Annotated in this window: 19 protein-coding genes and 1 riboswitch; of the genes, 9 read left to right on the top strand and 10 right to left on the bottom strand. The window is 70.7% G+C overall.

The genetic code is table 11. The features are described from left to right. Positions 1-46: 46 nt before the first annotated feature. Positions 47-1,294: an APC family permease gene (locus AC3A3J_RS13325; RefSeq protein WP_487672727.1), complete on the top strand. Its 1,248-nt coding sequence runs from the start codon at positions 47-49 to the stop codon at positions 1,292-1,294. On the opposite strand, the gene AC3A3J_RS13330 is transcribed toward AC3A3J_RS13325, so the two are convergent. The 4 genes from AC3A3J_RS13330 to nhaA form a co-directional block, all read right to left on the bottom strand. After that, positions 1,240-2,091 (bottom strand): SGNH/GDSL hydrolase family protein, encoded by an 852-nt coding sequence (locus tag AC3A3J_RS13330; RefSeq protein WP_487672728.1) that lies wholly within the window; start codon positions 2,089-2,091, stop codon positions 1,240-1,242. The two genes, AC3A3J_RS13325 and AC3A3J_RS13330, sit on opposite strands and share 55 nt — an antisense overlap. 86 nt (positions 2,092-2,177) lie before the next feature. After that, complete coding sequence (locus tag AC3A3J_RS13335; protein ID WP_487673115.1) at positions 2,178-3,428, bottom strand: histidine--tRNA ligase; 1,251 nt, start codon at positions 3,426-3,428, stop codon at positions 2,178-2,180. A 67-nt stretch (positions 3,429-3,495) separates the two neighbouring features. Continuing rightward, on the bottom strand, positions 3,496-4,188 hold the full coding sequence (locus AC3A3J_RS13340; protein ID WP_487672729.1) for a nucleoside triphosphate pyrophosphohydrolase: 693 nt from the start codon (positions 4,186-4,188) through the stop codon (positions 3,496-3,498). Then, positions 4,185-5,390 (bottom strand): Na+/H+ antiporter NhaA, encoded by a 1,206-nt coding sequence (gene nhaA, locus AC3A3J_RS13345; protein WP_487672730.1) that lies wholly within the window; start codon positions 5,388-5,390, stop codon positions 4,185-4,187. The genes AC3A3J_RS13340 and nhaA overlap by 4 nt, the downstream gene beginning before the upstream one ends. An 88-nt stretch (positions 5,391-5,478) precedes the next feature. Here nhaA and AC3A3J_RS13350 point away from each other — a divergent pair, with 88 nt between their 5' ends. Both AC3A3J_RS13350 and gdhA read left to right on the top strand, forming a co-directional pair. Next, positions 5,479-8,169 carry a phosphoenolpyruvate carboxylase gene (locus AC3A3J_RS13350; RefSeq protein ID WP_487672731.1) on the top strand — a complete coding sequence of 897 codons (2,691 nt, stop codon included), beginning with the start codon at positions 5,479-5,481 and terminating at the stop codon, positions 8,167-8,169. 148 nt (positions 8,170-8,317) lie between these two features. Beyond that, complete coding sequence (gene gdhA, locus AC3A3J_RS13355) at positions 8,318-9,688, top strand: NADP-specific glutamate dehydrogenase (RefSeq protein WP_487672732.1); 1,371 nt, start codon at positions 8,318-8,320, stop codon at positions 9,686-9,688. A gap of 135 nt (positions 9,689-9,823) precedes the next feature. On the opposite strand, the gene AC3A3J_RS13360 is transcribed toward gdhA, so the two are convergent. The 3 genes from AC3A3J_RS13360 to mfd form a co-directional block, all read right to left on the bottom strand. Beyond that, positions 9,824-10,165, bottom strand: a complete 342-nt coding sequence (locus tag AC3A3J_RS13360) for a hypothetical protein (RefSeq protein ID WP_487672733.1) — start codon at positions 10,163-10,165, stop codon at positions 9,824-9,826. 212 nt (positions 10,166-10,377) lie between these two features. After that, a complete protein-coding gene (locus AC3A3J_RS13365) occupies positions 10,378-10,539 on the bottom strand; it encodes a hypothetical protein (RefSeq protein ID WP_487672734.1) in 162 nt (53 codons plus the stop codon). A gap of 86 nt (positions 10,540-10,625) precedes the next feature. After that, on the bottom strand, positions 10,626-14,207 hold the full coding sequence (mfd, locus tag AC3A3J_RS13370; protein ID WP_487672735.1) for a transcription-repair coupling factor: 3,582 nt from the start codon (positions 14,205-14,207) through the stop codon (positions 10,626-10,628). 64 nt (positions 14,208-14,271) lie between these two features. On the opposite strand from mfd, the gene AC3A3J_RS13375 reads away from it, so the two are divergent. Continuing rightward, entirely contained in the window at positions 14,272-14,721 is a 450-nt protein-coding gene (locus tag AC3A3J_RS13375; protein WP_487672736.1) for a GNAT family N-acetyltransferase, read from the top strand. Positions 14,722-14,767: 46 nt separating this feature from the next. Continuing rightward, a complete protein-coding gene (locus AC3A3J_RS13380) occupies positions 14,768-15,631 on the top strand; it encodes an Fpg/Nei family DNA glycosylase (protein ID WP_487672737.1) in 864 nt (287 codons plus the stop codon). 6 nt (positions 15,632-15,637) lie between these two features. On the opposite strand, the gene AC3A3J_RS13385 is transcribed toward AC3A3J_RS13380, so the two are convergent. From AC3A3J_RS13385 to AC3A3J_RS13395, 3 genes are read right to left on the bottom strand one after another with little or no spacing between them, the layout of a single operon-like run. Further along, the gene (locus AC3A3J_RS13385; protein ID WP_487672738.1) at positions 15,638-16,726 is read right to left on the bottom strand and encodes a LacI family DNA-binding transcriptional regulator; all 1,089 of its coding nucleotides are present in this window, start codon (positions 16,724-16,726) and stop codon (positions 15,638-15,640) included. Positions 16,727-16,754: 28 nt separating this feature from the next. Further along, positions 16,755-17,642, bottom strand: a complete 888-nt coding sequence (locus tag AC3A3J_RS13390; protein WP_487673116.1) for a PfkB family carbohydrate kinase — start codon at positions 17,640-17,642, stop codon at positions 16,755-16,757. Positions 17,643-17,660: 18 nt separating this feature from the next. Next, positions 17,661-18,665: an SIS domain-containing protein gene (locus AC3A3J_RS13395; protein WP_487672739.1), complete on the bottom strand. Its 1,005-nt coding sequence runs from the start codon at positions 18,663-18,665 to the stop codon at positions 17,661-17,663. A gap of 260 nt (positions 18,666-18,925) precedes the next feature. On the opposite strand from AC3A3J_RS13395, the gene AC3A3J_RS13400 reads away from it, so the two are divergent. The 4 genes from AC3A3J_RS13400 (at position 18,926) to AC3A3J_RS13415 (ending at position 22,986) form a co-directional block, all read left to right on the top strand. Continuing rightward, the gene (locus tag AC3A3J_RS13400; RefSeq protein ID WP_487672740.1) at positions 18,926-20,248 is read left to right on the top strand and encodes an ABC transporter substrate-binding protein; all 1,323 of its coding nucleotides are present in this window, start codon (positions 18,926-18,928) and stop codon (positions 20,246-20,248) included. Next, a complete protein-coding gene (locus AC3A3J_RS13405) occupies positions 20,217-21,227 on the top strand; it encodes a carbohydrate ABC transporter permease (protein WP_487672741.1) in 1,011 nt (336 codons plus the stop codon). Before AC3A3J_RS13400 ends, AC3A3J_RS13405 begins: the two co-directional genes overlap by 32 nt. Continuing rightward, positions 21,227-22,060: a carbohydrate ABC transporter permease gene (locus tag AC3A3J_RS13410; RefSeq protein ID WP_314646220.1), complete on the top strand. Its 834-nt coding sequence runs from the start codon at positions 21,227-21,229 to the stop codon at positions 22,058-22,060. Before AC3A3J_RS13405 ends, AC3A3J_RS13410 begins: the two co-directional genes overlap by 1 nt. Beyond that, a complete protein-coding gene (locus AC3A3J_RS13415; RefSeq protein WP_487672742.1) occupies positions 22,057-22,986 on the top strand; it encodes a TIM barrel protein in 930 nt (309 codons plus the stop codon). The genes AC3A3J_RS13410 and AC3A3J_RS13415 overlap by 4 nt, the downstream gene beginning before the upstream one ends. Beyond that, positions 22,947-23,091, top strand: a riboswitch (FMN riboswitch). Its footprint overlaps the gene before it by 40 nt. The last annotated feature ends 26 nt before the right edge of the window (positions 23,092-23,117 follow it).

Consider the following 23,117-nt stretch of genomic DNA (forward strand, 5'->3'; position numbering starts at 1 on the left):
CGGCACGCGCTACCGAACGTTCACCCGCCGGTGCGACGATGGTCGGATGCCGCTCGCCCGCCGTCTGCGTCTCGCCGATGCCGTCTCCATCGGCCTCGGCTCGATGATCGGGGCCGGTGTCTTCTCGGTCTGGGGTCCCGCGCTCGATGTCGCCGGGAGCGGACTGCTGATCGCGCTCGCGATCGCCGCCCTCGTCGCCTACTGCAACGCCACCGCGTCAGCGCAGCTGGCCGCGGTGCACCCCGTGGCGGGCGGCACCTACGCCTACGCCCGGGCGGAGATCGGGCCGTGGTGGGGCTTCGTGGCCGGCTGGGGCTTCGTGATCGGCAAGATCGCCAGCTGCGCGGCCATGGCGATGACCTTCGCCGCCTACGCCACCCCGGACGGATGGACGACTCCCGTCGCCGTCGCCGCGGTGGTCGCCCTCGTCACCGTCAACTGCTTCGGAATCACCCGCACGGCGCTCGTCACCCGCATCCTGGTGACGGTCTCGTTGCTGGGCCTCGCGGCGGTCGTGGCGGTCGGCCTCGGCGGAGCCCCGTCGTCGTCGCCTCTTCCCCTTCCCGACGCCACCGCCTACGGCGTGCTGCAGGGCGCCGGGCTGCTGTTCTTCGCCTTCGCCGGCTACGCCCGCATCGCCACGATGGGCGAGGAGGTCGTCGACCCGGCCCGCACGATCCCTCGCGCGATCGCGCTGGCTCTCGGCGGGGCCGTCGCCGTGTACGCCGCGGTCGCCGTCACCGTGCTCCTCGTTCTCGGAGCGGATGCCGTGGGCAGCTCTGCACCTCTGGCCGACGTGGTGGCGGCGGTCGGGTGGGAACCGCTGACACCTCTCGTGCGGATCGCAGCCGCGACGGCGTCGCTCGGTGCCCTGCTCGCCCTGCTCACCGGCATCGGCCGCACGACGCTGGCGATGGCGCGCGGACGCGACCTGCCCGATCTCCTCGCCCGCGTCGACGAGCGGTGGCAGGTGCCTCGTCGCGCCGAGATTGTGATCGGAGCGGTCGTCATCGCGATCGTGCTCGTCGCCGACCTGCGGGACGCGATCGGATTCTCGTCGTTCGGGGTGCTCATCTACTACCTCGTCGCGAACGCCGCGGCGTTCCGGCAGACCGGACCTGCCCGACGGTACCCCCGCGCGCTCCAGGTGGTCGGCGCTCTCGGCTGCCTCGTGCTGGTGAACACCCTCCCCGTGCTCGCGTCTCTCGTCGGCACGGGCGTGCTGCTCGTCGGCGTCGGCTACCGGCTCGTGCTGCTGCGATCGCGACGCGGTCGCGCCCCCGTCTCGGGCTGAGCGTCGGACCGCGCGCTCGTACCGGCGGCAGCGGCGCAGACGGCCGGCAGCAGCGCCTCGGCGGTGCGGCGATAGCCGAGCGCGCTGGGGTGGAACCGGTCGAGGCTGAACATGCGGTCGGGCTCGTCGGAGAACATCGGACCCACCGTGCGTCGAAGGTCGACGGGCACCGCACCCGCCTCGATCGCCGCGATGCGCTGCGCATCGGCGAGGCGGCGAGAGAGTCCCGCGACGATCCGCCGCAGCGGCTGGGGCACGGGCCGGAGCGCGCCCAGGTCGGGGCAAGTGCCGACCACCACCTCCGCGCCGCGCGAACGGAGCTCGCGGATCGCAGAAGCGAGATGCCGCACCGAGGTGGTCACCGGCAGCCGATGCGTGACGTCGTTCCCGCCCACGACGATCACCGCGACGTGCGGGCGGTACTCCCGGGGCAGGTGCCGCAGCTGCGCATCGAGGTCGGGCGACTCCGATCCGACCACCGCGACCGTGCGCAGGCGCACCGGGCGCCCGGTGCGCAGCGCCGCCCCCTTGGCGATCCGCCCGCCCAGAGTCTCCTTGCGGCGCGCCGCCCCGAGCCCCGCGGCGAGCGAGTCGCCGAGCAGCACGAGGTCGACCGGATCTCCGCCCTGCGATCGACGCCAGACGCGGTCGGCGTCGATCGACTGCTCCCCCAGCGGTTTACCGATGCGCCGACGGGCGATCGCCGCCTGACGCGCGAGCAGCGCCCGGAGCGCCCACACGGCGGCGGCCCCGGCCACCGGGATGCCGACGAGGAGCGAGATCCGCGAGCCACGCATACCTCGATTCGAGCGGTCCGACGTGAACGCGACGTGAACGTGCGCCGCGGGGCGGCACGTCGTCGCGCATCGCAGGACGCGTCGACTCAGGACAGCGGCTTGCGCTCCAGCTCGGTGACGCCGGCCGAGACGGTCGCGAACGACGTGAACCCGTCGGCGGCCGCACGCTCGAGCAGCGCCTTGAGGTTCTTGGTGCGCCGTTCGAGTCGCACCCGCGCGCCGGTCGCGATGAGAGCGGTCTTGTGCGCGAGCAACTCGACCACGGGCACATCGGCATCGTGCACGAGGACGACCGCCTCGGCGGCCTCGTCGTCGCCGGCGGTGACGAGGTCGACCAGGCGTTCGAAGCCGAGCGAGAAGCCGACCGCCGGCACCTGCTGACCGAGGAACCGACCGATCATGCCGTCGTACCGCCCGCCGCCACCCAGCGAATAGCCGACCGACGGGTGCGCGAGCTCGAAGATGGTGCCGGTGTAGTAGCCCATGCCGCGCACGAGGAATGGGTCGAACACGAGCGGCACGACCTCGCTGCCGCGGCCCACCGCGACGGCGACGCCGATGCCGACGAGGTGCGCCACGATGTCGTCCGGTGCGCCGTCCGGCAGGGCCGAACGCACCTGCTCCTCTCCGAACGGCACCCTGTCGGCGGACGCCTCGCGACGCAGGAACGCCTCGAAGGCGTCGACCGCGGTCGGCGTCGCGGACCGGTCGCGCAGCTCGGCCGCAACCCCGTCTGCGCCGATCTTGTCGAGCTTGTCGATCGTGATGAGCACGCCGGGGCGCTCCTCGTCCGAGAAACCGAAGCTGCCGAGCATCCAGTCCAGCACCCGGCGGTCGTTGATCCGCACCGAGGCGTCTTCGAGTCCGAGCGCGTCGACCGCATCGAGCGAGGCGACGAGCAGTTCGGCCTCGGCGCGAGACGAGTCGTCGCCCATGATGTCGATGTCGCACTGCACGAACTGCCGGTAGCGCCCCTTCTGCGGACGCTCGGCGCGCCAGACCGCGCCGATCTGGATCGCGCGGAAGACCGTCGGCAGCTGCGCCCGATTGCTCGCGTAGAAGCGGGCCAAGGGCACCGTCAGGTCGTAGCGCAGACCGAGGTCGGACAGCGCGGCCGGGTCGTCGGCGGCCTCGCGGATGGCGTCGGCGTCGAGCCCGCGGCGCAGCACGTTGTACGCCAGCTTCTCGTTGTCGCCGCCGATCCCGGCATGCAGGCGCGCGTACTCCTCGAGCACCGGCGTCTCGATCTCATCGAAGCCGTGCGCGCGATAGCGCTCGCGGATGACGGAGAGCACGCGCTCGCGGCGGGCCTTGTCGGCGGGGAGGATGTCGCGCATTCCGCGCGGCGGGTTCACGGTAGCCACCCCTCCATCTTTCCAGGTCGTCCGGGCGGCTCCGCGCAGGTCATCCCTCGGCGGAGCGTACCTCCGCCTCGAGCAGCCGGAGTCGCTCGCGGAGCGCGCGCTCCGCGTCCCACCCCTCCGCGCGGGCACGGCCGACCAGGGCGAGAAGGGCGTCGCCGAGCTCCTCCTCGGTCGTCGGCCCGACCGCGGCCGGGGTCTCGACCCCGACCCCGGCGGCGCGCCCGGCGACCTTCTGCGCCAGGGCGAGAGCGGGCATGCCGCGCGGGATGCCGTCGAGCGCACTCGTGCGCGTGCGCTTCTCCGCCGCCTTCGCGGCGTTCCAGTGCACGAGCACCTCCTCGGGCGTGGCAGCGATCTCGCCCGCGAACACATGCGGATGCCGTCGCACCATTTTCTCGGTGAGGGTCGCCGCGACGTCGTCGATGTCGAAGGGATCATCGGGGTCCTGCGCGGCGATCGCGGCGTGGAACAGCACCTGCCAGAGCAGGTCGCCCAGCTCCTCGCGCAGGTCGGCTCGCGCTCCCGCCTCGACGGCGTCGATCACCTCATGAGACTCCTCGATGAGGTACGGCACGAGGTCGCGATGGGTGATGCGCTGCGACCACACGCAGCGATCCCGCACCTGACGCATCGTCTCGGCGGCGGCGCGCAGCGGATCGGCGATCGCGCGGGGATCGGCCTCGGCAGGTGCGGGCGACATCTGCGGCTCGAGGTGCTCGGGAGGGATGCTCATGAGGACTCCTCGGAGGGGGAACGGCGGAGGGCGGGGTCGGCTACGGATCCTGCACGTCGTCGGTACGCGCGTGCACGTGACGACACCACGACACCCGCGACCACGAGCGAGATGAGCGAGCCCACGAGCACGCCGAGGATGGCCTGGTCGCGCAGGGCGGGGGTGTCGCCGAACGCGAGGTTGGCCAGCAGCAGCGAGACGGTGAACCCGATGCCGCCGAGGGCTCCGGCCGCCAGCAGGTCGGCGAAGGGCATCGCGGGGGCGGTGCCCCGGGGTCGGATGCGCAGGGCGAGCCACCCGAAGAGGGAGATGCCGATGATCTTGCCCACCGGCAGCGCGACCACGATGCCCCAGAAAGCCGGCGAGAGCGCGGTCGGCGAGACGGCGGGGATCACGACGAACGCGGCTACGAACGCGAACAGCGGAAGGATGCCGCCGTTCACCACCGGCTCGAGCGCGTGCCGCGACCGCTCGGCGGGCGTCGGCGCCATCACGAGCCCCAGGACGACACCGGCGATCGTGGCGTGAATGCCGGACAGGGCGACGAGCCCCCAGCACACCGCACCGACGACGATCATGGCGACGGCGATCGCGACGTGGCCGCGGGCGCCCAGGCGTCGCGAGAGGAACCAGAACAGAGCGACCGCGACGACGGCGCCGGCGAGCATCCCCCACTGCAGATCGCCGGCGAAGAGCACGGCGATGAAGACGATGCCGATGATGTCGTCGAGGATCGCGAGAGCGAGCAGGAAGACGCGCACGGCCGAGGGGAGCCCCCGCCCGAACATGGCGAGCACGCCGAGGGCGAAGGCGATGTCGGTGGCCGTCGGGATCGGCCACCCCGCGGCCGTCTCCCCTCGACCGGCGATCAGCAGGTACACGACGATCGGCACGAGAACGCCGCCCGCCGCGGCGATCGCCGGTTGCACGGCCTTGCGGAACGAATCGAGCTCACCGTGCGTGAGCTCATGGCGCAGCTCGATCGCGACGACGAAGAAGAACACGGCGAGCAGGCCATCCGACACCCAGTGCTCGACGGAGAGATCGAGCCCCGTGCCCGGGACCGCCAGGTGCACGTCGAGGACGGCGGCGATCGCGTCATGGGTCGGCAGGTTCGCCAGCAGCAGCCCGAGGCCGGCGGCGACGAGCAGCAGCACCGCCGGGAACTGCTGGCCGCGGAGGGGGTTCGTCGAGATGCGCATCGCTCTCATGGTAGGCGCGGGGTCGCCGTCGGGGTCGCATACCGTCATGCGTTCGGAGCACCCCTTCCGGGCGGGATACTCTCGACGGGTGACTCCCGAAAGCGCCTTCATCGAGCCCACGAACACCGAAGCCATCCGCGTCATCGGACGCTTCGAGGCGGGTCAGGGCATACCCGACGCGATGCGGTCGGACGTGCGCATGCTCGGGGCGCTGCTCGGTCAGGTTCTGCGCGAAGCCGGCGGCGACGACCTGTTCGACGACGTCGAGCGCCTGCGTCTGGCGACGATCCAGGCGTACGAGGATTCGACCTCCGACGCGTTCGCCCGCGCCACCGCGATCGCCGAGTCGTTCACCATCGCACGCGCCGACGAGGTCGCCCGCGCGTTCACCTGCTACTTCCACCTGGTGAACCTCGCCGAGGAGCACCAGCGCGTGCGAGTGCTGCGCGAGCGCGCCGGCCAGCCCGGCCGGGAGGACGCCGCCGACACGGTCGCGAGCGCCTACGCGCGCCTGCGCGGCGAGGTCGGCGACGACGAGGCCCTCCGTCGGCTTCAGGGCCTGCGGTTCCATCCGGTCTTCACCGCGCACCCCACAGAGGCCCGCCGGCGCGCCGTCTCATCGAGCATCCGCCGCCTGTCCGACCTGTTGACGCAGCACGATGTCGCGAGCGCCGACGGCGCCGAGCAGCGACGCGCCCGTCGTCGCATGCTCGAAGAGATCGACACGCTGTGGCGCACCGCTCCGCTGCGTGCCGAGAAGCCGTCGCCGACCGACGAGGTGCGCACCGTGATGGGCATCTTCGACGAGACCCTCTTCACCACCGTGCCGCACGTGTACCGCCGCATCGACGATGCCCTGCGCGGTGAGGAATCGGGGGCCAGCGCCCCGGTCGTGCCCGCATTCGTGCGCGTCGGCTCCTGGGTGGGCGGCGACCGCGACGGCAACCCTTTCGTCACCGCCGCCGTCACCCGCGAGGCCTCCCAGATCGCCGCCGACCATGTGCTGCGCGGTCTGGAGCGGGCCCTCGACCGCATCGGCCGCACCCTGACCCTCGACGCCGACAGCACCCCGCCGAGCGTCGAGGTGCGCGCGCTCTGGGATGCGTTCGCGAGTTCCGACCCGCACGTCGCGTCGGAGCTGGCCACCCGCTCCCCCGACGAACCGCACCGCCGCGTGCTTCTGCTGCTCGCGCATCGCGTCGCCGCGACCCGCCGGGGCGACGAGCAGGGCTACGCGCGCCCCGAGGACCTGCTCGCCGACCTTCGGGCCGTGCAGGAATCGCTGCGTGCCGCCGGCGCCCGCCGGCACGCCTTCGGCGGGGTGCAGCACCTCATCTGGCAGGTCGAGACGTACGGCTTCCACCTCACCGAGCTCGAGGTGCGCCAGCACTCGCAGGTGCACGCGAAGGCGCTCGCCGAGCTCGAAGCCGGCGTCCCCCTCAGCGCGCAGACCGAGGAGGTACTCGAGGTCTTCCGCGCCGTCGCCGACATCCAGCGCGACCGGGGGCTGCGGGCTGCGGGCCGCTACGTCGTCTCTTTCACGCAGTCGGCGACCGACCTCGCCAACGTGCACGCTCTCGCCCGGCACGCGCTCGGCGACGACGCCCCCGTGCTCGACGTCGTGCCGCTGTTCGAGACGTTCGCCGACCTGCAGGCCGCCCCGGGCATCCTCGCCGAGGTCGTGACGTTCCCCGAGTTCCGGGCTCGCATGGCCGCGACCGGCAACCGCCTCGAGGTCATGCTCGGCTACTCCGACTCGTCGAAGGACGTCGGCCCGGTCGCCGCGAACCTCGCGCTGTACGAGGCGCAGGAGAAGATCGCGCAGTGGGCGAAGGACGCCGGCATCGAGCTGACGCTCTTCCACGGCCGCGGCGGCGCGCTCGGTCGTGGCGGCGGACCGGCGAACTCCGCGATCCTCGCCCAGCCGCCGCACTCGGTCGACGGCCGCTTCAAGCTCACCGAGCAGGGCGAGGTCATCTTCGCCCGATACGGCGAGCCCGCGATCGCGATGCGCCACATCGACCAGGTGGCGGCCGCGACCCTGCTCGCGTCGTCGCCCACGGTCGAGGAGCGCACGAGCAGCGCCGCCCGCCGATACGCCGAGGTCGCCGCGGTCATGGACCGCGCGTCGCGCGACCGCTTCTTCTCGCTCGTGAAGGCCGACGGGTTCGCGCCGTGGTTCGCGACGGTCACGCCGATGGAGGAGATCGGCCTCCTCGCCCTCGGGTCGCGCCCCGCGCGTCGTGGGCTGTCGGTCGAGTCGCTCGAAGATCTGCGGGCCATCCCGTGGGTGTTCGCCTGGACCCAGGCCCGCATCAACCTCGCCGGATGGTTCGGCCTCGGAACCGCCCTCGACGCGGTCGGTGACGAGGCGCTGCTCATCGAGGCGTACCGCGAGTGGCCGCTGCTGCGCACGATGATCGACAACGTCGCCATGAGCCTCGCGAAGACCGACGAGCGCATCGCCCGCGAATACCTGGCGCTCGGCGACCGCGACGACCTCGCCGCGCTCGTGCTCGACGAACTCGTCCTCACCCGCGAATGGGTCGTGCGCCTCACCGGCGGCGAGGGCCTGCTCGAGAACAAGCCCGTGCTGCAGCGCGCCGTGCAGCTGCGCAGCCCGTACGTCGACGCCCTCTCGCTGCTGCAGCTCCGGGCGCTCCGCGCACTCCGTGCGGGCGACGCGCAGGCGACGGGATCGGGCGCCGACGCCGAGCAGCAGCGCCTGCTGCTGCTGTCGGTCAGCGGCGTCGCCGCCGGCCTGCAGAACACCGGGTGAGCGCGTCAAGGACCGGCACCGACCGGGTTCGCCGCCCGTCCCGGGCGACGCGAACCCGGCCGCTAGAGTGAGATCTTCCGCCTGATCCGGCGCAGCCTCACGCGACACGATCGCCGCACCACAGTCCCCCACCCAGAGAGTTCCCCGCGTGACCGCAACGTCCTCCGCATCCTTCCACCCCCTCGACGCCGCCGTGCAGCCGGTCTTCGACACCGTGCTCTCCCGCAGCCCGCACGAGCCCGAGTTCCACCAGGCCGTGCACGAGGTGCTCCACTCCATCGCTCCGGTGCTCGACGCCCACCCCGAGTACGTCGACGGAGGCATCCTCGAGCGGCTCGTCGAGCCGGAGCGTCAGATCCTCTTCCGCGTGCCGTGGGTCGACGACGCCGGGAAGCTGCACGTCAACCGCGGCTACCGCATCCAGTTCTCGTCGGTCCTCGGACCGTACAAGGGCGGACTGCGTTTCCACCCGTCGGTGAACCTCTCGATCATCAAGTTCCTGGGGTTCGAGCAGATCTTCAAGAACGCCCTCACCGGCCAGGGCATCGGCGGCGGCAAGGGCGGATCGGACTTCGACCCGCACGGCCGCTCGAACGCCGAGGTGATGCGGTTCTGCCAGTCGTTCATGAACGAGCTGTACCGCCACCTCGGCGAGCACACCGACGTGCCCGCGGGTGACATCGGCGTGGGCGGCCGCGAGATCGGCTACCTGTTCGGCCAGTACCGCAAGGTCACCAACCGTCACGAGTCCGGCATGTTCACCGGCAAGGGAACGGGCTGGGGTGGCGCCGAAGTGCGCACCGAGGCCACCGGGTACGGCGCGGTCTTCTTCGCGCAGGAGATGCTGGCGGTCAAGAACGACTCGTTCGACGGCAAGCGCGTCGGCATCTCGGGCTCGGGCAACGTCGCCATCTACGCAATCCAGAAGGCCACGCAGCTGGGCGCGCGGCCCGTGACAGCCTCCGACTCGTCGGGGTACGTCGTCGACGACGCGGGGATCGACGTCGACCTGCTGCGCCAGATCAAGGAGGTCGAGCGCGGCCGCATCGTCGAGTACGCCAACCGGCGTCCGGGCGCACGCTTCGTCGAGGGCGGCCGCGTGTGGGAGGTGCCGGTCGACATCGCCGTGCCCTCCGCGACGCAGAACGAGGTGACCCTCGCCGATGCCGAGGCCCTCATCGCGAACGGTGTGCGTGCCGTGTCGGAGGGCGCGAACATGCCCTGCGTGCCCGAGGCGGTCGAGGCCTTCCAGAAGGCGGGAGTGCTGTTCGCCCCCGGTAAGGCCGCGAACGCCGGCGGCGTCGCGACCTCGGCGCTCGAGATGAGCCAGAACGCGTCCCGCCAGCGATGGACTTTCGGCGACAGCGAGAACAAGCTGCGCGAGATCATGGGCGACATCCACCGCGCGTCGTTCGACGCGGCTGATCGCTACGGCGTCGCCGGAGACTACGTCGCGGGCGCGAACATCGCGGGCTTCGAGCGCGTCGCCGCGGCCATGCTGGCCCAGGGCGTCATCTGACCGCTGCGGGCCGAGCGGGGCTCCGAACATCGGATGCCCCGCGCCACTGCACATACGAAGGCCGCCTCCCGATCCGGGGAGGCGGCCTTCGGCTTTCTGAGCGCGGCTTCCGACCGATGGAGGCAATCGCGACGTTCACCGAGCGGATGAAGCCGAGTAAGCAGCAAGGTACTCCGACCCGAGTCGCAACCGCGCGTAGCCGTCAATCGTCTCGAGCGCGGCCAGCACGGCATCTCGCGTCCCGCACAACGTCAGTTTCCGACCAAGGACTCTCGACACCGTCGCATCACCGCCCAGTTCGATATGAAAACCCCAGTTTCCGCGCCCATAATCGTCGTAAGATCCGCGGATTGCGAATGCGTCGTACAGCACGAAACCGAGCTCGAATTCCGACTTCTTGCGCACCTGCGTCGCTGCAGGAAGGTGAGCGTCGATCAGATCGAGGACGTCGTCCGCAGTCAGGTCATCGTGTGGCATCGTCACTCCTTGGCACCATCGCCCAAGTTACCGTTCACCTCATCACGGGAGGTGAAGCAGTTGCCCAGCTTTCCGACCGCGGACTCCGTCAGTTCGTTGCTGCCCGGGAGATTGGAGAGGACCGAACGGCGCAGACGCCACGAGGGGCGTCCTCCGTCACTGGAGGACGCCCCTCGTCCGTCACCGAGTCCGCGAGCGCGGCTCCGGGAGTCTCAGTCCTTCGCCTGCGCCGTCCGGCGCAACCACCCGATCACCAGCGTCGCGAGGAACAGCACAATCCCCAGCACGGCGAGCCAGAGGAGGCCCTTGACCACGAAGCCGAAGACGGCGAGGCCGGCCCAGACGATGAGCAGGATGATGAGGAGGATCCACATGTCCCTCAGCATCCCCCGCTTCCGTCCGACCCGCACCCGGGTTGACGGCATCCGATCCGCCCGCTACCGCGACGGGCGGATGCCGCTCACTCCGCGGCGACCGGGACGGGCTCCGGGAAGATCGCGGTGAAGAGCTGCTCGACCCAGGCCAGCAGCTCGGCGTCGGGCAGAGGCTCCAGCCCCACGCCGACCGCTGCAGGGACCGTCGGCATCGGCACGACGAGCGCCTCTCCCCCGGCCACGAGCTTCGCCTTCGGGTAGAGGCGCTGCAGCCGCACCTTGATGGAGTCCTCGAGCCGCGCCGGGGCGATCCGCAGGTTCGACCCCATGACCACGACGTCGGCAAGCCCCGCGCGGGCCGCGCGACGGCGCAAGCGCGCGATCGCGATGAGCCCCTCCACCTCTTCGGGCGGCGTGCCGTAACGGTCGGTCAGCTCGTCGATGACGAGGTCGATCGCCTCGTCCTTCGCGGTCGCGACCGAGGCCGCCGACAGCTTCTGATAGGCCTCGAGGCGCAGCCGCTCACTGTCGATGTAGTGCTCGGGGATGCGCGCGTCGAGCGGCAGCTCGAGCCGCAGCTCCTGGCCCGCGTCGACCTCCTCTCCGCGGAACGTCGCGACGGCCTCGCCGATCATGCGCAGATAGAGGTCGAACCCCACGCCCGCGATGTGACCGGCCTGCTCGCCGCCGAGCAGGTTGCCGGCGCCGCGCAGCTCGAGGTCTTTCAGGGCGACCTGCATGCCCGACCCCAGGTCGTTGTTCACGGCGATGGTCTGCAGGCGATCCGCGGCCGTCTCGCTGAGCGGCTTGAGGTCGTCGTAGAGGAAGTAGGCGTAGGCCCGCTCGCGCCCGCGACCCACACGACCACGCAGCTGGTGCAGCTGACTGAGGCCGTACTTGTCGGCACGGTCGATGATGATCGTGTTCGCGTTCGAGATGTCGAGGCCCGTCTCGATGATCGTGGTCGACACGAGCACGTCGAACTTTCGCTCCCAGAAGTCGTCGACGACCTGCTCCAGCGCGTGCTCGCCCATCTGGCCGTGCGCGACGGCGATCCGAGCTTCGGGCACCAGCTCGGCGAGCTGCGCGGCGACGCGCTGAATGGACTGCACCCGGTTGTGCACGAAGAACACCTGGCCCTCGCGCAGGATCTCGCGGCGGATCGCGGCGGCGATCTGCTTGTCGCTCCGCGGTCCGACGAACGACAGGATCGGGTGCCGGTCCTCGGGCGGGGTCGCCAGGGTCGACATCTCGCGGATGCCGGTGACCGCCATCTCCAGCGTGCGCGGGATGGGAGTGGCGCTCATGGCGAGGATGTCGACGTTCGTCTTGAGCTTCTTCAGCGCATCCTTGTGCTCGACGCCGAAGCGCTGCTCCTCGTCGATGATGAGCAGACCGAGGTCTTTGAACATCACCTGGTCGGTGAGGATGCGGTGCGTGCCGATGACCATGTCGACGGTGCCGTCGAGGAGGCCCTGCAGCGTGAGCTTCGCCTCCTTGTCGGTCTGGAAGCGCGAGAGCGGTCGCACCTTCACGGGGAACCCGGCGAAGCGCTCGGTGAACGTCTCGAGGTGCTGCTTGACGAGCAGGGTGGTCGGCACGAGCATCGCGACCTGCTTGCCGTCCTGAATGGCCTTGAAGGCGGCGCGCACGGCCACCTCGGTCTTGCCGAAGCCCACATCGCCGGACAGCAGCCGATCCATGGGGATGGGCCGCTCCATGTCGGCCTTGATCTCGTCGATCGTCTGCAGCTGGTCGGCGGTCTCGGCGAACGGGAACGCCTCCTCCAGCTCGCGCTGCCACGGGGTGTCGGGTCCGAACGCGTGACCCTTGGCACTCATGCGGGCCGAGTACAGCTTGACGAGTTCGACGGCGATGTCGCGCACGGCCTTGCGCGCCTTGCCCTTCGCCTGCGCCCAGTCGCTGCCGCCCATCTTCGACAGCGTCGGCCCCTCGCCGCCGACGTACTTCGACAGCAGGTCAAGCTGGTCGGTGGGCACGAACAGCTTGTCGCCGGGGTATCCGCGCTTCGACGGCGCGTACTCGAGCACGAGGTAGTCGCGGGTCGACTTCGTGGCGTTGCGACCGCCGGTCGACACCTCGCGCTTCGTCATCTCGACGAACCGCCCGATGCCGTGCGTGTTGTGCACGACGAAGTCGCCGGGCTTGAGCTGCAGCGGATCGACGACGTTCTTGCGCCGCGACGCGAGCTTCTTGACCACGCGCTGGTCGCCGCCGATCGTGCGCCCGTAGAACTCGTTGTCGGTGAGCACGGCGAGCTTCGCCTCGGCGATCTGGAACCCGGCCTCGACCGATCCGGTCACGAGGGTGGCGACACCCGGCTCGGGGGCGTCGTTGAGTTCGGGCAGCACCCTCGCGGCGATGCCGCGGTCGGCGAGCACATCGCGCGCACGGTCGACGAGGCCGGAGCCCGCCGCCAGCACGACGACGCGCCAGCCCTCCGACACCCGCTGGCCGACGAACGAGATGGCGCCGTCGACGTTGCCGTGGAACGACGGGATGACAGCCGCGTCGAGGTTGGCGGCCTCGGTGTCATCCTCTCCGAGGCCGGCGCCGAACGGGCTCAGCCGCCACCACACGCCGCCGCGGTCGCGCACGACCTCGCGCAGCCGGGCGATCGTCAGGAAGTCGCCCGCGCCGAGATCGATCGGGGCGGATGCCCCCGACGTCGCGGCGCTCCACGCCGCGTCGAGGAACTCCCGGTTCGTCTCGCCGAGCGTGATGGCGCGGGCGCTCGATCGCTCGGGGTCGACGACGGCCGTGGCACTGCCCGCGGGAAGGTACTCCGCAAGCGTGACGAGCGGCCCGGAGACCGCCGGCAGCAGCGACTCCATACCCTCGACGGGGATGCCCTCTGCCATCTTCTCGAGCATCCCGGCGATCGCCGGGAACTGGCCGATGAGGGCCCGCGCACGGTCGCGCACCGCGTCGGTGAGCAGCAGCTCACGGCTCGGCGGCAGGTCGACAGACGGGATGTCGCCGGGCAGCGAGCGCTGATCGGCGACCGAGAAAGCCCGGATCTGATCGACCTCGTCGCCGAAGAACTCGACGCGGAACGGGTGATCGGAGGTGGGCGGGAAGACGTCGAGGATGCCGCCGCGCACCGCGAACTCGCCGCGGCGCGACACCATGTCGACGCGCGAATAGGCACGTTCGACGAGCAGGGCGGCGACGGTGTCGAGCTCGTGTCCTCGGCCTCCGACGGTCAGCTCGAGCGGATCGATCTCGCCGAGATTGCCGGCGATCGGCTGCAGCGCGGCCCGCACCGACGCGACGACGACCAGCGGATGCTCGCCCTCCCACTCGCGGATGCGGCGGAGGGTCTGCAGCCGCACGCCGACCGTGTCGGGGCTCGGGCTCAGCCGCTCGTGGGGCAACGTCTCCCACGCGGGGAAGGTGAGCACCTCGGCGTCGGGGATGTAGGCCTGGAGCGCCTGACCGAGACTCTCGGCCCGGCGTCCCGTGGGGACGACCGCGAGGAGGGCGCGCGGATGCCCCGCGGCATGCCTCTTCTCGAGGAGGCCCGCGAGCGTCGGGGCGTCGAGCCCGTCGACCATGCCCAGATCGGCGTCGGTGTGCGCCCAGCCGAGCGCATCGCGGTACAGAGACGCCTCTTCCAAGGCGCGCAGAATCCCCGGAACAGTCACCGGACAAGCCTACTTCCCCCCTCCGACACCGGCTCCGCGCCCCGTCATCCGGTGCGGGATCGAAATGGCACGCCCGCAGGCCGTTTCCCGTGCGATTTCGATCCCGCAGCCGGTGGGGCCGCGCGGGGCCGACGGCTCGCACACCACGTGGATCGCGCACGCCGGAGAGGAGCTGGTCGCATCGATCGGACTGCACCACATCACCGAGCATCCGGCGGGCGGTCATGCCGAGCTGGGCTTCTGGGTCGCCGACCCCGCCCGCGGCCGAGGCTACGTCGTGGAGGCGCCGCGCGAAGTCATCGACTGGGGGTTCACCGAGCGGGGACTCGCGCGACTAACCTGGCGCGCCGTGGTCGGCAACGTCGCGTCCGCTCGGGCCGCCCGCGCACTCGGGTTCCGCTACGAGGGGCTGATGCGGCAGGGATTGACCAGCCCTCGCGGGCGCGACGACGGGTGGGTGGCCGGTCTGCTGGCCTCCGATGACCGGGCGCCCGCGGCGTGGCCCGTTCTCTGACGCTCCCGCGGGTGACGGCGTCGGATGCGGGTGGCAGGATGTTCGCATGCCCGAGATGCCGGAGGTGCAGGGGCTCGTCGACTTCCTCGGCGAGCGCGCGGTCGGACGCACGATCGTCCGAACGACCGTCGCGGCGATCGCCGCGCTGAAGACGTACGACCCGCCGAACACGGCGCTGCACGGCGCCGAGATCACGTCCGCGACGCGCCGGGGAAAGTTCGTCGTGCTCTCGTGCGGTGCCGAGCTGCATCTCGTGTTCCACCTGGCGAAGGCGGGCTGGCTGCGCTGGTACGAGACGCTCCCCGCGACGATCATCAAGCCGGGCAAGACCCCGATCGCGCTGCGGGTCGCGCTCGACGACGACAGCGGCTTCGACCTCACCGAGGCGGGGTCGAAGAAGTCGCTCGCCGTGTACGTGGTGCGCGATCCCGACGAGGTGCCCGGCATTGCCCGGCTGGGCCCCGACCCGCTCGACGACGCCTTCACGCGCGCGACGTTCGGCGGCCTGCTCGCCGGCAAACGCACCCAGATCAAGGGCCTGCTGCGCGATCAGGCCGTCATCGCGGGGATCGGCAACGCATACTCCGACGAGATCCTGCACGCCGCGCGCATGTCGCCGTACGCGATCGCCGCGACGCTCGACGACGACGAGGTGGACCGCCTGTTCGCCGCGATGCAGACCACCCTGCGCGAGGCCGTGGCCGCGGCATCGGGAAAACCGCCGGCCGATCTGAAAGACGCCAAGCGCCGCGGCATGCAGGTGCACGCCCGCCGCGGCGAGACGTGCCCGGTCTGCGGCGACACCGTGCGCAGCGTGTTCTTCGCCGATCGCTCGCTCGAGTACTGCGCGACCTGCCAGACCGGCGGCAAGGTGCTCGCCGACCGCCGGCTGTCCCGCCTGCTGAAGTAGCGACGCTCAGCGGCCGGGCGGAGCGGCGACCGATGCGCGTTCGACGTAGCGCGTGCGCAGGGTGTGCACCTGCGGCGCCGGGGACTCGCCGTCGATCGCCGCGAACAGCACGTCGGCGGCGCGCGTGCCGAGAGCGAGCGTGGGCTGCTCGATCATCGTCAGCGGCGGCTCCATCACCGCAGCCCACGAGCTGTCGTCGAAGCCGATCAGCGAGATGTCGTCGGCGACGCGCAGCCCCGCCGAGCGCAGGGCCCGCAGCGACCCGGTGACCGCGTCGTTCTCGGTGCAGAACAGCGCGGTGGGCGGGTGCTCGAGGGCCAGCATGCGGGTGACCTCGGCCTCGGCGTTCTCCTCGGTCTTGCGCCCCACCATCACGAGGTCGGCGTCGAAGAGGAGCCCCGCGTCGTCGAGGGCGTCGAGGTACCCCTGCAGGCGCTGCGCATCGGTCCACAGGTTGCGGGCCGCGACGTCGGTGAGTTCCCGGCGACGCTGCGGCCGCTCTTCCAGAGGCGGCCCCCACACGAAACCGATCCGGCGGTGGCCGGCAGCGACCAGCTTCGCGACCGCGTCTCGCGCCGCCGCGCGGTTGTCGATCACGACCGTGTCGAGCAGCAGCCCCGTCACCGCGCGGTCGACGAGCACGACCGGGATGCCGCGGTCGCGGGCCTGCTGGATGTGCGCCGCCGAGCCGACGTCGAGCGCGGCCGAGGCCACGACGATGCCGTCGACGCGCTTGTCGATGAGGACGTCGGTCGCCGCGATCTCCTCAGCGAGATCCTCGTGCGTGCTGAGCACGAGCGTCTCGAAGCCCCGGGCGCGGGACGCGTCGGAGATGCCGCGCACCACCCCGCCGAAGAACGGGTTGGCGATGTCGGCGACGATCACCCCCAGCGTCTGCGTGACGCCCGTCGACATACTGCGGGCCAGGGCGTTGGCCCGATATCCGAGCCGCTCGGCGGCGGCGAGCACCCTCTCGCGCAGTTCGGGGCTGACGTAGCCGTAACCGCCGAGCGTGCGGGCCGCGGTCGAGCGACCGACCCCGGCGGCCGCCGCGACCTCGGAGATGGTCGGGGGGACGGAGTGTTCGGATGCCATCGCCCTCGACCCTCTCCTCATCACGGATTCACCACATGTTAGCGGGGGCGACTTCCCCCGCCGGGCGTCCACGCCCGAAGGCCCCTTCGACGAAGCACTGCTCGCGGGCGGACGCGGCCCCCGCATGCAGCGCGGAGCGGAGGGCGTCTTCGGAGGCGGGAGCATCCCGCCGCCATCCCGACGCATGGAGCGCGACGAGGAACCCGGCGAGGAACGCGTCGCCGCATCCCATGGTGTCGACGAGCGCATCGTCGGCGACGCGCTCGGCCGGGGCCAGGCATCGCACGGTGCCGTCGGTGACCAGCGCCGAGTCGGTGCCGCGGGTGGCGACGGCCAGCCCCGCGCCGCGTGCGATCGCGTCGTCGAGCAGGGCGAACGCGTCGGCGTCCGTCATCCCCGAACACGAGAACAGCACGAGATCGGCGAAGGGCGCCACCCGGTCCAGATAGGCGCCGTCGCGGAACTCGTCCTCGCTCGACGCGTCGAAGCTCACCAGCACCCCGAGCGACCGCAGCCGCGGGAGCTCGTCCTCCGTGCGGGAGTAGACGCTGGTGTGCACGACGTCGAACGACGCCGCATAGGTGTCGCGCCCGTCGGCGAGATCGATCGGATGCTCGACGGTCACCCCTCCCCCGTTCCAGCCGAGGAACACGCGGTCGCCGTCGATCACACGGAGCGACGACACCCCCGACCCCCCGCCGCGCACCACGCAACGGGGAGTCGGGACGCCGGCGTCCTCGATCGATGCGCGCAGGAACGCGCCGAGCTCGTCGTCGCCGAACACGCCGAGGTACTCGGCGTGCGCGCCGAGACGACGGGCGTAGACGGCCACGTTCACCGCGTTCCCACCCGGATACTCGATCCGCCGGTCGAGGAAGCGGTCGACGATGTTGTCGCCGAAGCCCAGCACACGCATCACGGGATCCTTCTCGTCTCAGTAGTCCATGACGCGGTAGTAGCGACGCAGGTCGAGCGAGTGGTCGCGCACGCGCTCGAGGTGCTTGCTCACCCGCCCCATCACCGTGTCGAGCACGATCGGTGCGATGAGGGCGCGGTTCTCGGGGCTGAAGCCCTCGAGCGCGTACTCGCGGGTGTCGAAGACCGACACGTCCTCCGAGATGCGCTCGGCGAACGCCTGCGCGCGGTCGGTGAGGGGGCGCGTGCGGTCCTCGCCCTGGAAGATGATGACCGCGGTGTCCTTCTCGAGCAGCTCGAGCGAGCCGTGGAAGAACTCGGCGCTGTGCACGCGGGTCGTCCGCAGCCACTGCATCTCCTCGAGGATGCACATCGAGTACAGGTACGTGAACGACCAGAGCGGTCCACCCCCGATGAGGAAGTAGTAGTCGGTGTCCTTGTGCGCGTCGGCGAACGCCGCGGCCGCGGGCTCGGCCTGCTCGGCGGCGGCGACGAGCGCGTCGGGAAGGTGCACGAGTTCGTCGGCGAGGGAGGGGTAGCCGTCGAATTCGCCGCGTGTGTGCAGCAGGCGTCCGATCAGCAGCAGCAGCTGCATGTCGAACGGCCAGGTCTTCGGCTCGGAGGTCAGCGAGTGGTGGGCGCCGGTCGCGATGGGCGAGTCGGCGTGCCCGGTGAAGGAGATCGTCGTGGCGCCGGCCGCGGTGACGTACTCCATCGCGCGGATCACGTCTTCCGTCGTGCCCGTGACCGACGTGAACACGGCGGCGGTGCGCTCGCCCAGCAGGGCGTCGCCGGCGACGACGAGTTCGGCGGCGATCGCCGAGCGCACCGGCAGGGTGGAGCGTTCGCGCGCCATCAGCTCGTAGGGCCACATCTGGCTGTACGTGCCCCCGGCGCCGACCAGGAGCACGTTGTCGATCCCCTTCGCGAGCAGCTGATCGACCAGCTCCTCGATCTGCGGTCGCAACGCCACCGCGCTCGCGATCTGCGTGCGGAAGGCGTCCTCGTCGAACTTGAGCATCATCGATCCTTTCGTGCGGGCGTCATTGCACCCACGGAATGTGGTACCGGTATCAGGTAGGCGACATGCTGACACATCCGGGAACCTCCGGTCAACCACCGCGAAATCAGGCCGCACGACACGGCGCGAAGATTTTCTGAGGGAGCACTGGTACCGGTACCAGCTTTTCGCTACACTCGCTCGACAAGGCACGCACCGACATTCCAACGGCGGATCGGTGTCCGCGGCACCGCGGACCGCACCGCCCTGCAGAGAGGCAGACCATGCGCACCACACGCCCCCTCCCGATCGCCGCCGCCGCGGTCGCAGCATCCGCCGTGCTGCTCGCGGGCTGCGCCGGAGGTTCCCCCGCCCCGGCGGCGGACATCACCGCCGACCCCGTCTACGCGGGCAAGCTGTCGATCCTCACGAAGTTCGGCGGAGAGCCCCTCCAGGCCTACTTCGAGGAGATCGCCGCCGCGTACGAGGAGGAGCACCCCGACGTCGAGGTCGAACTCATCCAGGAGACCGATCAGTCGGTCAAGGACAAGACCAAGACCCTCACCGCGTCCGGCGCCCTCCCCGACATCTACTTCACGTGGACCGGCGACTGGGCGCAGAACTTCATCGACGGCGGACTCGCGGCCGACCTCAGCGAGGTGATCGCGCCCGGCACCGAGTGGGGCGACCGCTTCGGCGAGGCATCGCTCTCGGCGTTCCAGAGCGACGGCAAGTACTACGGCATCCCGCTCTACAACAACGGCAAGTTCATGGGCTACAGCAAGAGCGCCTTCGCGGCCGCCGGCATCGAGGTTCCCACCACCTTCGACGAGCTCATCGCGTCGTGCGAGCCCCTCCGGGCCGCCGGGTACGAGCCCATCGCCTTCGGCAACAAGGACGGGTGGCCGGCGCTGCACTACCTGCAGCAGCTGTTCGCGTACAACGTGCCCTCCGACGTGCTTAAGGCCGACTTCGACCCCGAGACCGCCGAGTGGACCGACCCGGGCTACGTCGAGTCGCTCGAACAGCTGCAGACGCTGGTGAACGACTGCACCGACACCGGCAACGGCACCAACGGGGTGCTCTACACCACGGCGCAGGAGGCGCTGGCCGGCGGCCGTGCGGCGATGTACTACCAAGAGGTGCTCGAGTTCGACACCGTGACGGTCGAGGGAGCGACGCTGACCACCGACGACTTCGGCATCTTCCCGCTGCCCGTCCCCGACGGCGCCGCGGGCGACCCCGAGGGCATCGAAGGCGCCCCGGAGGGCTACCTGATCAACGCGCGCTCGCCCCAGGCGGCCCTCGCGGTCGACTTCATGAAGTTCGCCACCGAGCCCGCGCACGCCGAGATGCTCTCGGCCCTCCCCTACGGACAGCCCAGCGCGGTCGTCGGCGCCGTGACCGAGCAGACGTCGAGCCGCGCCGTGTTCGAGGGCATCACCCAGGTGAACGAGGCGTCCCAGCTCGTCGGCTGGCTCGACACCGTCACCGCGCCAGAGGTCGCCGACGCGTGGCTCGCCGGCGGCGAGGCCGTCATCAGCGGCAGCACCAGCCCCGAGGAAGTGCTCGAGAGTGTCCGAGCAGCGAACGACTCCGCTCGCTGAGGCGCCGTCGGGGGCGGGCCTGCGCCTGCCCCCGACGGTCACCGAGGCCATCATCGCGCCGGGACGCGGCCGGCGCCCGGCCGGACGCGCCGTGCGGGGACGCGCCGCGCGCCTGGCATCGCTCGCCTGGGTGGTGCCCGCCGTCGTCGTGCTCGGCGTGTTCGTCTACCTGCCGCTCATGCAGAACCTCGCGTTCTCGACGCAGGAATGGGACATCTACTCCGGCACCTCGGAGTTCGTCGGGTTGGAGAACTACGAGAAGCTCTTCGGCGACCCGGTGTTCTGGTCGGCACTCGGCAACAACCTGCTCTACGCCGTGCTCTCGATCGTCTTCCAGGTGTGCGGAGCCCTCGTGCTCGCGGCCATGATCGAGAGCCTCCGCAGCACCCGCTGGCGCAAGGCGCTCCGCGCCATCTACTTCGTGCCGTCGGCGATCTCGCTCACGGTTGCCGGCCTGCTGTTCTACTTCATCTACGAGCCGAACCTCGGCATGCTCAACCACCTGCTGTCGGCGATCGGACTGGATGCCCTCGTGCAGCCGTGGCTCGGGCAGGAATCGACGGCCATGGTCGCGATCATCGCGATGAGCCAGTGGCAGGGCTTCGGCTACTCGACGCTGCTGTTCGCCGTCGCCATCCAGCGCGTGCCCGGCGAACTGTACGAGGCGGCAGCGCTGGACGGCATCGGTCCGGTCCGCCGGTTTTTCCACGTCACCGTGCCGCTCGTGCGCGAGATGACGGGGCTCATGATCATCGTCACCGTCTCGGGTGCCTTCCAGGTCTTCAACGAGGTCATGGTCATGACGAGCGGCGGCCCGAACAACTCGACCCAGGTGCTGTCGACGTGGCTGTACCGCAGCGGGTTCGTGCGCAACGACTTCGGGTACGCCGCCGCGATCGCCACCGTGATCTTCGTCGTGACCCTCGTCATCGCCGTCGCACAGCTCTGGTACACCCGACGCAAGAAGGTGGAGTTCTGATGAGTCGCACCGGGTTCCTCGCGGTCATCGGCCGCGTCTTCCTCTGGTCGTTCCTACTCGCGCTCGTGGTGGTGGTCGCCTACCCGCTGCTGTGGATGGTCATGAACGGCTTCAAGACCAACGCCGAGCTGTTCGGCAACCCGTTCGCGCTGCCCCTCCAGCTCGACTGGGAGAACTACGCCGACGCCTGGAACCGTGGCGTCAGCGACTACCTCATGGCGAGCGTGCTGGTGACGGTCACCTCGACGATCGCGACGGTGTTCATCAGCGCCTGGGCGGCGTTCGGCCTCACCCGGGTGCGGATGCCCTTCGGCCGCACCGCGTCGTTCGTCATCCTCGGCGGGCTCATGCTCGCCCCGGCGGTCGCACTCGTACCGCTCGTGCGCATGTTCCAGGCGATGGGGCTGTACAACACGTTCTGGGCGCTGCTGATCCTGTACACGGCCTTCCGCATCCCGTTCACGACCTTCCTCATCCGCGCGTACATGGTCGATCTGCCTCGCGAGGTCGACGAGGCGGCCGAGATGGACGGCGCGAGCCGATGGACGACGTTCTGGCGCATCACCCTGCCCATGTGCAAGCCGATCATCATCTCCACCGTCATCCTGCACGTGCTCTTCGCCTGGAACGAGTACCTGTTCGCGATGGTGTTCACCAGTGGCACCGGCGTGCAGACGCTGCCCGTCGGGCTCACCAGCCTCATGAGCAAGCACGGCACCGACTACCCGGTGGTGTTCGCCGGGATGGTGATGGCCGCGCTGCCCGTGATCGTGCTGTTCTTCGCGAGCCAGCGGTACTTCATCAAGGGCCTGTCGGAGGGGATCGGCAAGTGACGGCCCCGCTGATCGACCGGATCTGCGGGTCGAACTTCTCGTATCAGCACCACGCGCTCGACCGGTGCCTCGACGACATGGCCGAGCTCGGTCGCACGCGAATCGAGCTGTGGGGCGTCGCCCCGCACGCGCACGTGCCGCGGATGAGCGATGCGGATGCCCGGAGCATCCGCATCGCGGCGGCCGCCCGGGGTCTCGACGTCGCGTGCTTCACCCCCGAGCAGGTGGCATACCCCGTGAACATCGCAGCCGCCGATGACGATCTGCGTGCGCAGAGCATCGACACGTTCCGTCGAGCTGCGCAGCTGGCCGTCGAACTCGGCGCCCCGATGCTGTTCCTCACCTCCGGGCGCGGCCGCGAGGACGAGCCGAGGGACGACGCGTGGCGGCGTGCGGCGGATGCCCTCGGCGAAATCACCGCGTACGCCGCGTCGCTCGGACTCTCCTGCGTGCTCGAGCCCCTGCAGCGGGTGGAGTCGAACCTGGTCACGCGTGCGGTCGACGCCGCGCGGATGCTCGACGAGGTGTCGGCGGCGAACCTCGGCGTCGCCCTCGACACGGTGGCCGCCGCCGCGGCGGGCGACTCGATCGACGACTACTTCGCGCACCTCGGCGAGCGCGTACGGCACGTGCACCTCATCGACGGCTCGCCCACCGGGCACCTGCGTGGGGAGACGGCGACCTGCCGTTGGGTGAGATCGTGGGCTCGCTCGGCGCTCACGGGTACGAGGGCCTCGCCACGGTCGAGCTGTTCGGCGACGGCCACTACGCCCTCGACCCCCGCCGGCCGCTCGAACGCTCGCTGCGCGCGATCTCGGCGGCGAGCGCGCTCACCGTCGACGCGGAATGAAATCCGGCCGGACGCGTTGACTACACTCAGAACATCAACGTGCTCCGGGGTCGGTGGGAATCCGAACCGGCGGTGACAGTCCGCGAGCGCCGAGGGAGACCTCGGGGCCGATCCGGTGGAATTCCGGGACCGACGGTGATGCGGGAGAAATCCCGCTAGTCCGGAAGGGAGGCAGCACGGGACGCGTCCGCGCGCGCCTTCCTGCAC

This window comes from Microbacterium sp. Soil_N32, from assembly GCF_057655505.1.